Here is a 12424-nt window from a genome sequence, read left to right on the forward strand (position 1 = left end):
CTGGGGGCGGACCGGAGCCCGGGGACGCGTCACGAGGTGACGGCGGTCTCCCGGTCGGGGTGGATGGCGAAGATCTGGTCCAGTCCGACGATCTTGAGGACGCGCAGCGTGTGCGCGGGTACGGCGGCGAGGGCGACGTCCGCCCGGGCGGCCTGGGCGTGGTGGCGTGCGGCGATCAGGGCGGTGATGCCGCTGGAGTCGCAGAACTCCAGGCCGGTGAGGTCCAGGACGAGGCGCTGGCCGGGACGCAGCGCGAGCGCGGCGACCAGCTCGCGCAGCTCGCCGGCGTTGGCGTAGTCCAGTTCGCCGCGGACGGCCAGCACGGGGCCGGTCGCGGCGGTCTCGGTCATGATCTTCAGCGGGCTCATCGTCTGTCCGCGGGGTGGGAGTCGGTGGCGGGGGCGCCGAGGGCCAGGAGGGCGGTGTCGTCGTCGAGGCCGTCGCCGAAGCTGTCGAGCAGTCCGGTGAGGGCCTGGATCAGGGCGGGTGCGGGCCGGCCGGCGTGGCGAGCGGCGAAGCCGAGCAGGTTCTCGTCCCCGTACAGGCTCGTGCGGTCGTCCCCGATCCGGGCTTCGGTGAGCCCGTCGGTGTAGAGCAGGAGGGTGTCGCCGGGGTCGAGGACGGTCGTGGCGGGGGTGAAGGGTGCCGAGGGCAGGACGCCGACGAGGAGGCCGCCCGGCGTGGGCAGGAAGCCGGCCGTGCCGTCGGCGCGCAGGACGACGGCCGGAGGGTGGCCGCCCGAGGCGAGGTGAACGGTGACCTGTCCGGTCTCGGGGCCGGGTTCGAGGGTGCCGAAGATCGCGGTGCAGTAGCGCGGATCGCCGCCGGAGGAGTAGCGCTCGTGCAGCACCTTGTTCAGGGTGGACAGGGCGGACACCGGGTCGGGGTCGTGCATGGCGGCGGCGCGCAGGGTGTAGCGGGTCAGCGAGGTGACCGCGGCCGCCTGGGGTCCCTTGCCGCACACGTCGCCGAGGAAGAAGGCGAAGCGCTTGCCGTCGACGGGAAAGACGTCGTAGAAGTCGCCGCCGAGCCGGTCCGGCGAGGCGGTGTGGTAGTGGGCGGCCGTCTCCACTCCGGGCACCGCCGGCAGGGTGTCCGGGAGCAGTGAGCGCTGGAGTACGGCGAGGGCCTCCTGGAGGCGGGCGCGGTCGGCCTCCGCCTGCCGGCGGGCCGCTTCGGCCGCTTCCCGGCGGCGCAGCAGTTCCTCCTCGTAGGCGCGGCGGTCCCGCGCGTCGAAGACGGTGGTGCGGATCAGCAGCGGCTCGCCCATGGTGCCGTGCTTGACGACGGAGGAGACCAGCACGGGCATCCGGCCGCCGCCGCTCTGCTTGATGTCGAGGGCGATGCTGCTGATCTCGCCCTGCATCCGCAGGAGCGGCGCGAAGTGCGTCTCGTGGTACAGCTTGCCCCCGACGGTCAGCAGGTCGGTGAACCGCATCCGGCCCACCACCGTCTCCCGGTCCAGGCCGAGCCAGTCCAGCAGCGTGGCGTTGATCTTGGCGATGGTGCCGTCCATCAAGGTGGAGAGGTATCCGCACGGGGCGCTCTCGTACAGGTCCTCGGCGCTGTCCTCCAGCAGCGCGGCGAAAGCCGCGGCCTCGGCATGGTGGTGGTCGGCTCCGTGGGGCTCCGGCTGCTGGCCGGCGCGGCACATCATCGCAGGCCGGCCAGGAAGGTGGTGATCGCCTCGTTCGTGGCCTCGGGCGCGGACAGGTGCGGGCAGTGACCGGTGGCGTCGAGGGTGACCAGGGTGGAGCCGGGTATCGCCCGGTGGACGAAGGCGCCGACCTCGCGGGGGGCGATGACGTCCTGGGTGCACTCCAGGATCAGCGTGGGCACGCTCACACCCTTCAGGTCGTCCCTGGAGTCCGACAGGAAGGTGGTGCGGGCGAAGACGCGGGCCATGTCCGGGTCGGTGGCGCAGAAGCTGTTCTTCAGTTCGTCGCCCAGCTCGGGCCGGTCGGCGTTGCCCATGATCACCGGGGCCATCGCCGCCGACCAGCCGAGATAGTTCGCCTCCAGCGACTGGAGCAGCTCGTCGATGTCCTCGGCGCTGAACCCGCCGCGGTAGGCGTCGTCGTCGATGTACCGCGGGGACGGGGCGACCATGACCAGCGCGCCGATGCGTCCGGGGGCCGCCGAGGCGGCCAGTACGCCGATCATCGCGCTGACCGAGTGCCCCACGAACACCGCGTCCCGCAGGTCGAGCGCCTCGCACACCTCGACGACGTCCCGGGCGTACCCGTCCAGGGAGGAGTACCGCTCCGCCGAGAACGCCGAGGCGTCCGAGCGGCCGGATCCGACGTAGTCGAAGAGCACGATCCGGTAGTTCTCGGCCAGCGCGGGCACCGTGAGCCGCCACATGTTCTGATCACAGCCGAAGCCGTGCGCGAGCACCACCGCGGGTCCCTGCGGGTTGCCGGTGACGGTCACGTTGTTCCTGCGGGCGACGTCCATACCCCCCAGTCTCTCAACCCGGAATGGTGTGCTCCGGCGAACCTCGGACGGCAGCGAACGAAAGAATGTGATAAAGCGCACAAAAAGGGGCATTCGGGGCCGCCTATCCCTGTGGTTGCTGCGGCTGCCCCGATGGTGATGCGGCGCCGCCGCCTCACGGCAGCTGACGGTCAATCAGCCGACGCGCCGGATCAGCATGAGTGCCGCCGAACATGGTTACAGATGAGTACAGGTGCGCACGGGCCGGCTGCGGAGGAGAGAGCCGTGTTCTACTTCCTGCTCAAGTACGTGCTGCTGGGTCCGCTGCTGAGAGTGCTGTTCCGGCCGCGTATCGAGGGGCTGGAGCACGTCCCGGAGAACGGCGCGGCGATCGTCGCGGGCAATCATCTGTCGTTCTCGGACCACTTCCTCATGCCGGCCGTACTCAAGCGGCGCATCACGTTCCTCGCGAAGGCCGAGTATTTCACCGGCTCGGGGCTCAAGGGGAAGCTGACCGCGGGCTTCTTCCGCAGCGCCGGGCAGATCCCGGTCGACCGCTCCGGCAAGGAGGCCGGGAAGGCCGCCATCCGGGAGGGGCTCGGCGTACTGCGCAAGGGCGAACTGCTCGGCATCTATCCGGAGGGCACCCGCTCGCACGACGGCCGGCTGTACAAGGGGAAGGTGGGCGTGGCGGTGATGGCGCTCAGGGCGGGGGTGCCGGTCGTACCGTGCGCGATGATCGGCACGTTCGAGGCGCAGCCGCCCGGCCGGAAGGTGCCGCGCCTGCACCCGGTGGTGATCCGCTTCGGGGAGCCGCTGGACTTCTCCCGGTACGCCGGCATGGAGAACGAGAAGGCGATCCTGCGCGCCGTCACCGACGAGATCATGTACGCGATCCTGTCGCTGTCGCAGCAGGAGTACGTCGACGAGTACGCGGCCGTGGTGAAGGAGCGGCAGGCCGAGAGCGGTGAGCGCCGCTTTCCGCGGATGCCGCTGAGCTGACCTCTGCCCTGGGCAGAACAGGCCTCCCGGGGCGGGCCCGGGGCCCTACGGTCGGGTCATGAAACGTGCACTGGTGATCGGAGCGACGGGCCAGATCGGACGGCCGGCGGTACGGGCGCTGGCCGAGGACGGCTGGGAGGTGCTGGCCGCCTCGCGCGGTGGCGGCGGGGACGCCGGGTGGCCCGAGGGGGTGCGGCCGCTGCGGCTGGACCGCGAGGACGACGCGGCGCTGGCCACGGCCGTCGGCGACGGCTGCGAGCTGGTGGTCGACCTGGTCGCCTACGGGGCGCGGCACGCACGGCAGTTGACCGCGCTGACCGGCCGGGTCGGTGCGGCGGTGGTGGTCTCCAGCGTCGTGGTGTGCGAGGACGACCGGGGCCGCTCTTTCGACACCCAGGACGCGCCTGACGGCTTCCCGCGCTACCCGGTGCCGCTGACCGAGGACCAGCCGACGGTGGCACCGGGCGAGGCCTCCTACAGCACGGGGAAGGCGGCACTGGAGCGCGAACTGCTCGCCGCCGGGGAGAAGTTGCCGACCACGGTGCTGCGTCCGGCCGCGGTGCACGGCCCGTACAGTCCGCTCCCGCGCGAGCTGTACTTCGTGAAGCGGAACCTGGACGGGCGGCGGCGCAGGGTGCTGGCCCATCGGGGCGAGAGCCGGTTCCATCCGTCGAGCACGGGCACGATCGCCGAGCTGGTGCGGCTCGCGGCGGCCCGGCCGGGCTCGCGCGTGCTCAACGCCTGCGATCCCGGGGCTCCCACGGTGGCCGAGATCGGAGCGGCGGTGGACGCGGCGATGGGGGTGCGGACCGAGACGGTCCTCCTCGACGACCCGCCGCCGTCGCCGTCCGTGGGCCGCACGCCGTGGTCGACCGAGTGGCCGGTGGTGTGCGACATGTCCGCCGCCGCACGGGAGCTGGGGTACGGCGGCGGCGTCCCGTACGCGGAGAGCGTGGGCGCGTCGGTCGACTGGCTGGTGGAGCGGCTGACGGGCCGGGACTGGCGGGAGGAGTTCCCGCTGCTGGCCCGGGCCTACCCCGAGCTGTTCGACTACGCGGCGGAGGACGCCTGGTTCGAGGAGGCATGACGAAGGGGCGGCCCCCGTGAGAGGGGCCGCCCCTGTGCCGTGTCCGCAGACGGTTACGGCTTGGGCGTGGCGTGCGGGCCGCACGTCACGTCGGCCGCGTCCAGCTTGCCCTCGAGGAGGTAGGCGTCGACCCGGCTGTTGATGCAGGGGTTGACCAGGCCGGTCACACCGTGCGAGCCCGCGCCCTGCTCGGTGATCAGGCGGGAGCCCTGGAACCGCCGGTGCAGCTCGACGGCGCCGGCGTACGGGGTGGCGGCGTCGTTGGTGGACTGCACGATCATCACCTGCGGCAGGCCCTTGCCGGTCTTGACGTCCAGCGGGGTCTGCTGCTTGGTGTGCCAGGTGGCGCACGGCAGGTTCATCCAGGCGTTCGCCCAGGTCATGAACGGGTAGTCCTTGTTGAGCCGCGTGTTGTCGCGGTCCCACTTGCGCCAGCTGGTGGGCCACTTGGCGTCGGCGCACTCGACGGCCGTGTAGACGGCGTTGCCGTTCTCCGCGGAGATGTTGCCCGCGGTGTCCGACATGTCGGGGGCGGCGGCGTCGACGAGGGCCTGGGTGTCGCCCGCGACGTACTTGCTGAACACCGTGGCGACCGGCACCCACGACGAGTCGTAGTACGGGGCGCTCTGGAAGAAGGAGATCAGCTCGGCCGGGCCGACGACCCCGCCGATCGGGCTCTTCTTCGCGGTGGCGCGCAGCTGGAGCCACTTGGCCTGGACGGCGTCGCGGGTGGTGCCGAGGTGGAAGGCGGCGTCGTTCTTGGCGACCCAGTCCTCCCAGTCCTTCCAGCGGCCCTCGAAGGCGACGTCCTGCTCCAGGTTGGCCTGGTACCAGATGTTCTGGCGCGCGGGGTTGACCACGCTGTCCACGACCATGCGGCGCAGGTGGCCCGGGAAGAGCGTGCCGTAGACGGCGCCGAGGTAGGTGCCGTAGGAGACGCCCAGGTAGTTGAGCTTCTTCTCGCCGAGCGCGGCGCGGATGACGTCCAGGTCGCGCGCGGTGTTCGGCGTGGTCATGTACGGCAGCATCTCGCCGCTGCGCTCGTAACAGCCGTCGGCGTACTCGCGGGCCAGCTTGCGCTGGGCGAGCTTGTCGGCCTCCGAGTCGGGCACCGGGTCCATCTTGGGTGCCTTGACGAACTCCTGCGGGTCGACGCAGGAGATGGGCGCGGAGTGGCCGACGCCGCGCGGGTCGAAGCCCACGAAGTCGTACGCCTTGGCCACGTTGGCCCAGATCGGGTTCTTGTTGGTGACGCGCGTCGGGAAGCGCATGCCCGAGCCACCGGGGCCGCCGGGGTTGTAGACGAGGGCGCCCTGGCGCTCCTGCTTGGTCCCGGTGTTGCCGATGCGGTCGACGGCGAGCTTGATCTGCTTGCCGAAGGGGTGCGCGTAGTCGAGCGGCACACTGACCCAGCCGCACTGGATCGGCTTGGCGAAGCCCCAGTCGGCCGGGCAGTCCTGCCAGTCGATGCCGGCCTGGGCGGCCCGCGCGGCGGCGATGGCGGCGCCGCGGGCCTCGCGGTCCTGTCCGTGCCCGGCGCTGGCGCTCGCCGTGGGCGCGGTGACCGCGCCGGCTATCAGGGTGGCTGCGGCGATGACGCCCGCCGAACCGAGTGTCGCGGTCCGCTTCTTCGGTCTGATGTCCCTCAAGTAGGGCCTCCCCGTACCTTGTGAGTACCTCGTGACGACAGGTACGGGGATCCTTGCTGCTGTGAGGGGCCTGAGAACAGGGTTGGTTGACCTTCTTTGCCAATCCGATAACCGGAAAATCGTGTACCGCTCAGCGGACCGGGGACACAGGCCTTTCAATGAGCGCCAGTGCCGCGTCCAGGGTGCGGCGCAGCAGCAGTCCGTCGGGGGCGACGGCGGTGACGAGCGCGGCCGGCCCGGGCAGGGGGACGATCGCGCAGTTCTCCCCCACCGTCGTGGCGGCCGCCGGCGCGTCGGCGAACTCCGGCCGCACCACGAGGAGCTGCCCGACGGCACGGTGCCCGGCCAGCACGGCCGGACCGTCCCAGCCGCCCGGTGCGCCGGGACCGCAGGCCAGTTCCTGGTCGAGGACGGTGCGCTCGCCGATCCGCAGGGTGAGACGGCTGCGCAGCCGCCCGGGTTGCTCGGCGGCCCGGCCGAGGATCTGTTCCTCCCGGAAGACCAGCCGGGCGCCCGGGGCGAGGTCGAGCCGGGTGGTGACGGCCAGTTCACTGCCGGCGGCCGAGATCAGCGGCTCGGGCAGCCACACCAGCTCGCCGCCGTCGGCCACGCGCAGCCGCACGTCGTAGCGGGCCTCGCCGCCGGCGGCGCCGGGCAGCGCGATGGTGGCGGCGGCCGAGCCCACGCTCAGCCGGGCCCCGGCGGCCACCTCGGCGGTGACGGTGAGGTGGTCGCCGCCGAGCGGGGCGCTCATCGCGCCGACCAGCAGGACGCGCGCCTCGGCGCCGGTGCCGCGGGTGCGGCGCAGGGCCAGCGGGCCCTCGCCCTCCAGCACCGGCAGCGCGGTACCGCCCCGGCCGTCGGGCCGGGCGTGGACCCGGGCGACGGCCCGGACCCGGTAGGCGCTGCCGTGGCCGGCCGGGTTCGCGCCTGGCAGCGGGGCGCCGTCCGGGAGGACGGCCGCCCCGGACACGTCCCGCGCCCGCGTGGCCGTCTCGGCCCCGAGGGTCCTCACGCCGTCCACGCGGCGAGACGGCCGCGCACCCATGCGGCGACGTCGCCGACGCCCTTCTCACCGCGCAGGGACTGGAAGACCACCGGCAGGTCGCCGCGCTGCGCCTTGGCGTCGGCCGCCATCCGGGCGAGGTCGGAGCCCACATGGGGCGCGAGGTCGGTCTTGTTGACGAGGAGCAGGTCGGCGGTGGTGACGCCGGGACCGCCCTTGCGCGGGATGTCGTCGCCGCCGGCCACGTCGATGACGAAGATCTGCGCGTCGACCAGGCCCTTGGAGAAGGTCGCGGTGAGGTTGTCGCCGCCGGACTCCACGAGGATCAGATCCAGCGGGCCGACCTCGTCCTCCAGATCCTCCACGGCCTCCAGGTTCGCGGAGATGTCGTCGCGGATCGCGGTGTGCGGGCAGGCGCCGGTCTCGACGGCGGCGATCCGCTCCGGCGGCAGGACCGCTTCGCGCAGCAGGAACTCGGCGTCCTCCCGCGTGTAGATGTCGTTGGTGACGACGGCCAGGGACAGCTCGTCGCGCAGGACGCGGCACAGCGCGGCGACGGTTGCGGTCTTGCCGGACCCGACGGGGCCGCCGAGTCCGACGCGCAGCGCGCGGCGGCTGCCGTCGGGGCGGCGGGCGTCGGCACTGACCGCGGCCGGGCCGTCGTGGGAGTGGTCGAGATGCATGTACGACTCCTGTGGTTCGGGGTGCGTCGGCACGGTGGGGCGGCCGGGCGCGCAGTGCTGTGGTGCCCGGGTGCTAGGACGCGAAGAGGCGGACCGGCCAGCCGGCGTGGGCCTCGGCGCCGATCTCCAGCAGCGGGGCGGAGGCCGCCGGGAGGGCGTCGACACCCTCGTCGGCGACGCGGTGGGCGGCGCGGACGGCCCGCTCGACGGCCTGGTCCAGCTCCGGTGCCAGCCGTGCGAGCACGGCCGTGGCGTCGAAGGGGTCCAGGCTGAGCAGCCGCACGGTCGCGGTCGCCGGTCCGCCGATGCTCTCGTAGGCCGCGCAGTAGGCGGCGTCGTCCGGTGCGCAGCCGGCCGCGCGCGCCGCGAGGCCGAGCACGACCGGCTGGTGCGCGCCCTTGGGGAAGCGCGCGGCGAGGGCGTCGAGGTCGGCGGACGGCCAGGTCGCCCGCGCGGCCCGCATGAGCTGCCGGCCGAGCTTGCGCGCGGCCGTGCGCAGCGCCGGTGACGGGGTACGGGCGTCGGCGGCCGCGTCCAGTGCCGCCGGGTCGGCGCCGACGGCGGCCGCCGCGGCCAGCGCGGCGGACACCAGGCCCGTGGTGTGCAGCCGGCCGCGGCAGAACCGCTCCAGACCGGCCGCGTCGGTGATGCGTCCCGCGCGGACGGCTTCCTCGGCCCCGCCGGAGTGCGCGTGCCCTCCGGCGGGGAACCGGCCGTCGGCCAGGACGAGTAGTGCTGCTCGTGTCATCGCCCGGGCCGTCAGAAGAGGAAGTACCGCTGTGCCATGGGCAGTTCGGCGGCGGGCGTGGACTCCACCAGCTCACCGTCGACGCGTACGGCGAAGCTGTCGGGGTCGATGTCCACGCGCGGGCGGGCGTCGTTGTTGCGCATGTCCGCCTTGGTCACGCCTCGGGTGGACTCGATCGCGGTGAACCGCTTGCCGACCCCCAGCCGCTCCGGCAGCCCGTCCTCGAGAGCGAGCGGGGCGACGAAGTTGACCGAGTTCGCGGCGGGCGCCCGGCCGATCGCCCCGTACATCGGGCGGGGCAGGATCGGCTGCGGGGTCGGGATGGAGGCGTTGGCGTCGCCCATCTGCGCGTAGGCGATCTGGCCGCCCTTGATGACGAGCAGCGGCTTGACGCCGAAGAACGCCGGCTCCCACAGCACCAGGTCGGCGAGCTTGCCGGTCTCCACCGACCCGATCTCGTGGGCCATGCCCTGGGCGAGCGCCGGGTTGATCGTGTACTTGGCGACGTAGCGGCGTACCCGCTGGTTGTCGGCGCGGCCGTCGCCGGGCAGGGCGCCGCGCCGGCGCTTCATCACGTGCGCGGTCTGCCAGGTGCGCATGATGACCTCGCCGACCCGGCCCATGGCCTGCGAGTCGGAGGAGATGATCGAGATCGCGCCCAGGTCGTGCAGGACGTCCTCGGCGCCGATGGTGGAGGGCCGGATGCGGGACTCGGCGAACGCCAGGTCCTCCGGGACGGCCGGATTGAGGTGGTGGCAGACCATCAGCATGTCGAGGTGCTCCTCGACGGTGTTGACGGTGAACGGCCGGGTCGGGTTGGTCGAGCTGGGCAGCACGTGCGGCTCGGAGACGACCGTCATGATGTCCGGCGCGTGCCCGCCGCCCGCACCCTCGGTGTGGTACGAGTGGATGCCGCGCCCGGCGATCGCGGCGAGCGTGTCACCGACGAAACCGGCCTCGTTGAGGGTGTCGGTGTGGATGGCGACCTGCACGCCGGTGAGGTCGGCGACGGTCAGCGCGGCGTCGATGGCGGCGGGGGTGGCGCCCCAGTCCTCGTGGATCTTCAGGCCGGCGGCGCCGCCGCGGATCTGGGACAGCATCGCCTCGTGCGAGACGGTGTTGCCCTTGCCGAGGAAGCCGACGTTGACCGGGTAGGCCTCCATCGCCTCGAACATGCGGGCGAGATGCCAGGGTCCGGGCGTCACGGTGGTCGCCTTGGAGCCCTCGGCGGGCCCGGTGCCGCCGCCGACGAGGGTGGTGATGCCGGAGGCGAGCGCCTCGTCGGCGACCTGCGGGCAGATGAAGTGCACGTGTGCGTCGATGGCGCCGGCGGTCAGGATGCGCCCGTTGCCCGCGATGATCTCGGTCTCGGGGCCGAGCACCAGGTCGGGGTGGACGCCGTCCATGGTCTCGGGGTTGCCGGCCTTGCCGATGCCGGTGATGCGGCCGTCGCGGATGCCGACGTCGGCCTTGACCACGCCCCAGTAATCGACGACGACGACACCGGTGATGACGGTGTCGGGGGTGCCGTCCGCGCGGGTCGCCCGGGACTGGCCCATGGACTCGCGGATGACCTTGCCCCCGCCGAAGACGGCCTCGTCGCCGGAGCGCCCGGGACCACCGGAGCGGTCCTCCTCGATCTCGATCAGCAGGTCGGTGTCGGCGAGCCGGATGCGGTCGCCCGCGGTGGGGCCGAACAGGTCGGCGTAGGCGCCGCGGGAGATCTCAGGCATCGAGGGCACCTCCGACCCGGCCGCGCAGACCGGACACCACACGGGCACCGGCGAGGGGAACGAGTTCGACGTCGACCGGCAGCCCGGGCTCGAAGCGTACGGCGGTGCCGGCGGCGATGTTCAGCCGCTTGCCGTGGGCGGCGGCGCGGTCGAAGTCCAGACCGGGATTGGCCTCGGCGAAGTGGTAGTGGGAGCCGACCTGCACGGGCCGGTCGGCGGCGTTGAGGACGGTCAGCCGGGTGACCTCGAGCCCTTCGTTGCACACGACGGGGTCCTCGGCGAAGAGGATCTCTCCGGGAATCATGGCGCGCCCCCCGTCAGATGATCGGCTCGTGGACGGTGACGAGCTTGGTGCCGTCCGGGAAGGTGGCCTCGACCTGCACGTCGTGGATCATCTCGGCGACGCCGTCCATGACGTCGTTCCGGGTGAGCAGCTTGCGTCCGGTGGCCATCAGTTCGGCGACGGTGCGGCCGTCACGGGCGCCCTCGAGGATGTGCGAGGTGATGATGGCGACCGCCTCGGGGTGGTTGAGCTTGAGTCCGCGCGCGCGACGCTTCTCGGCCACATCGGCCGCGACATGAATGAGCAGTCTCTCTTGCTCGTGCGGGGTCAGTTGCACGTGCCACCTCACAGTCCTTGCTCCGGACCGTGCGGGGTCCGGCTGCCGCAGCCACCGCGACGGGGACAGGTGTAACACACAGACAAATTTCCCTACCGCGCTCAATTGCGGGCAGAAAAGCCCCTGGTGGCGTGGGTCGGGAGGCTAGCCCGTCGGAGTTTCAACGACGTTAACCAGCCTTTGATCATCACATGACCGGCAGCAGACCTTCCTCATACTCGTGACAGGAGCGCCGGGACAGCGTGTCTCGGGCCGCCGGGGCCCTGCCGAGGGTGAGCGCCGCGCGACTCGGGTCACCCCGCCCCCGTGGGCCGGGAGTTGAGCCGAGGGCCGAACGAGTTCAAACGGGCCGGACGGCTTACCCCCCATCGGCCTATCCCAACGCCCTTTTTTCGGGGGGTCCGAGTTGCGCGACCGGCGGGACGAGGGGCCGGAGTGAAGCGTTCCGCCGCTGGTCCGGGGCTCGCCGGATCGGTGAACACCCCATCGAACACAGGGCTGTCCACCCGAACGGGTGAGTGGTGAGGAACCCCACAAATACCCGTTTCCGTTGGGATTTTCGGACAGTTGTGGGCCAAGATCCCTGACTGACGACAAGCCCCCGCCACAGCGGCGGGGCGATCCGGGCGGACGCCGAGTCCTGCCGCCGCCCGGATGACCGGTCGACAGGAGTGGATCGGCAGGAGTGGAGGACCCAAGCACGACGGGTCGCCGGAACGGTCATGCCACGACCGGGCCGAGCAGCCCTTGGGGTGAAGCCGCGTCAGCGGCCGGGCTACTTCGCCAGCCCGAATCCGACAGGTCATCCTTCACAGGCGGCTGACGAAGGGTTGCGCATGACTGCGCTCAATCGTGTCCCGTCGCTCATGGCCCGGGCCGGTACGGCTTCCGCCCTGACCATCGCCGCCGTGGGCGGCTCGATCGTGGTCCCGGGCCTCGCCTCGGAGGCCTCCGCCGCGACGACGGCGACGAAGGCACTGCAGATCGCCGCGTCCAAGAAGGGCGCGCCCTACCAGTGGGGCGCCACCGGGCCGCGCCGGTTCGACTGCTCGGGACTGACGCTGTACTCGTTCAAGAAGGCGGGCAAGAAGCTGCCACGCACGGCCGCCGCGCAGTACAACAAGACGCACCACATCCCGGCCGGCAGCCGTAAGGCCGGTGACCTGGTGTTCTTCCACTCGGGGTCGAACGTCTACCACGTCGGCATCTACGCCGGGAAGAACAAGATCTGGCACGCCCCGAAGACGGGCGACGTGGTGCGCCTGCAGAAGATCTGGACGAAGAGCGTCTGGTACGGCCGCGTGAGCTGACCGACGCCCCTCCTCGGGCCCACGCCCCTCCTCGGGGCCCACGGCCCTCAGGCGGCCACGGACCGCCGACACGGCCCTCCTCGGCCGCCGCCCGGCCGAGGAGGGCCGCAGGCGGGCTCTCGACGGCGGCTGCGGGGACAACAGGCTTCG

The 12424-nt window shown here is 72.2% G+C and carries 13 protein-coding genes and 1 riboswitch; of the genes, 3 read left to right on the forward strand and 10 right to left on the reverse strand.

Translation table 11 applies throughout. The features are described from left to right. Positions 1–29: 29 nt before the first annotated feature. The 3 genes from AB0E88_RS09215 to AB0E88_RS09225 are packed head-to-tail and all read right to left on the reverse strand — an operon-like array spanning position 30 to position 2457. Complete coding sequence (locus AB0E88_RS09215) at positions 30–368, reverse strand: STAS domain-containing protein (RefSeq protein ID WP_361626355.1); 339 nt, start codon at positions 366–368, stop codon at positions 30–32. Continuing rightward, on the reverse strand, positions 365–1654 hold the full coding sequence (locus tag AB0E88_RS09220; RefSeq protein WP_361626728.1) for a SpoIIE family protein phosphatase: 1290 nt from the start codon (positions 1652–1654) through the stop codon (positions 365–367). Before AB0E88_RS09220 ends, AB0E88_RS09215 begins: the two co-directional genes overlap by 4 nt. After that, positions 1654–2457 (reverse strand): alpha/beta hydrolase, encoded by an 804-nt coding sequence (locus tag AB0E88_RS09225; RefSeq protein WP_361626358.1) that lies wholly within the window; start codon positions 2455–2457, stop codon positions 1654–1656. Before AB0E88_RS09225 ends, AB0E88_RS09220 begins: the two co-directional genes overlap by 1 nt. 264 nt (positions 2458–2721) lie before the next feature. On the opposite strand from AB0E88_RS09225, the gene AB0E88_RS09230 reads away from it, so the two are divergent. Both AB0E88_RS09230 and AB0E88_RS09235 read left to right on the forward strand, forming a co-directional pair. Beyond that, the gene (locus AB0E88_RS09230; protein ID WP_361626731.1) at positions 2722–3438 is read left to right on the forward strand and encodes a lysophospholipid acyltransferase family protein; all 717 of its coding nucleotides are present in this window, start codon (positions 2722–2724) and stop codon (positions 3436–3438) included. Positions 3439–3496: 58 nt separating this feature from the next. After that, positions 3497–4525, forward strand: coding sequence for an NAD(P)-dependent oxidoreductase (locus AB0E88_RS09235; protein ID WP_361626361.1), 1029 nt, complete (start codon positions 3497–3499; stop codon positions 4523–4525). Positions 4526–4578: 53 nt separating this feature from the next. Here AB0E88_RS09235 and AB0E88_RS09240 read toward each other — a convergent pair whose 3' ends face one another. The 7 genes from AB0E88_RS09240 to AB0E88_RS09270 form a co-directional block, all read right to left on the reverse strand. Further along, the gene (locus tag AB0E88_RS09240) at positions 4579–6174 is read right to left on the reverse strand and encodes an alpha/beta hydrolase (RefSeq protein WP_361626364.1); all 1596 of its coding nucleotides are present in this window, start codon (positions 6172–6174) and stop codon (positions 4579–4581) included. Between the two features lie 130 nt (positions 6175–6304). After that, the gene (locus AB0E88_RS09245) at positions 6305–7111 is read right to left on the reverse strand and encodes an urease accessory protein UreD (protein ID WP_361626734.1); all 807 of its coding nucleotides are present in this window, start codon (positions 7109–7111) and stop codon (positions 6305–6307) included. 74 nt (positions 7112–7185) lie between these two features. Then, positions 7186–7863 (reverse strand): urease accessory protein UreG, encoded by a 678-nt coding sequence (ureG, locus tag AB0E88_RS09250; protein ID WP_361626367.1) that lies wholly within the window; start codon positions 7861–7863, stop codon positions 7186–7188. Between the two features lie 73 nt (positions 7864–7936). Further along, positions 7937–8611: an urease accessory UreF family protein gene (locus AB0E88_RS09255; RefSeq protein WP_361626370.1), complete on the reverse strand. Its 675-nt coding sequence runs from the start codon at positions 8609–8611 to the stop codon at positions 7937–7939. Between the two features lie 11 nt (positions 8612–8622). Then, positions 8623–10344: an urease subunit alpha gene (locus AB0E88_RS09260; RefSeq protein ID WP_361626373.1), complete on the reverse strand. Its 1722-nt coding sequence runs from the start codon at positions 10342–10344 to the stop codon at positions 8623–8625. Next, positions 10337–10648 carry an urease subunit beta gene (locus AB0E88_RS09265; protein ID WP_361626376.1) on the reverse strand — a complete coding sequence of 104 codons (312 nt, stop codon included), beginning with the start codon at positions 10646–10648 and terminating at the stop codon, positions 10337–10339. The genes AB0E88_RS09260 and AB0E88_RS09265 overlap by 8 nt, the downstream gene beginning before the upstream one ends. Before the next feature lie 13 nt (positions 10649–10661). Continuing rightward, on the reverse strand, positions 10662–10964 hold the full coding sequence (locus AB0E88_RS09270; RefSeq protein ID WP_361626379.1) for an urease subunit gamma: 303 nt from the start codon (positions 10962–10964) through the stop codon (positions 10662–10664). A 621-nt stretch (positions 10965–11585) separates the two neighbouring features. Next, positions 11586–11797, forward strand: a riboswitch (cyclic di-AMP (ydaO/yuaA leader). A 3-nt stretch (positions 11798–11800) separates the two neighbouring features. Here AB0E88_RS09270 and AB0E88_RS09275 point away from each other — a divergent pair. Further along, positions 11801–12274 carry a C40 family peptidase gene (locus AB0E88_RS09275; protein ID WP_361626382.1) on the forward strand — a complete coding sequence of 158 codons (474 nt, stop codon included), beginning with the start codon at positions 11801–11803 and terminating at the stop codon, positions 12272–12274. The last annotated feature ends 150 nt before the right edge of the window (positions 12275–12424 follow it).

This window comes from Streptomyces sp. NPDC028635 (genome assembly GCF_040637635.1).
Classification (GTDB): Bacteria; Actinomycetota; Actinomycetes; order Streptomycetales; family Streptomycetaceae; genus Streptomyces.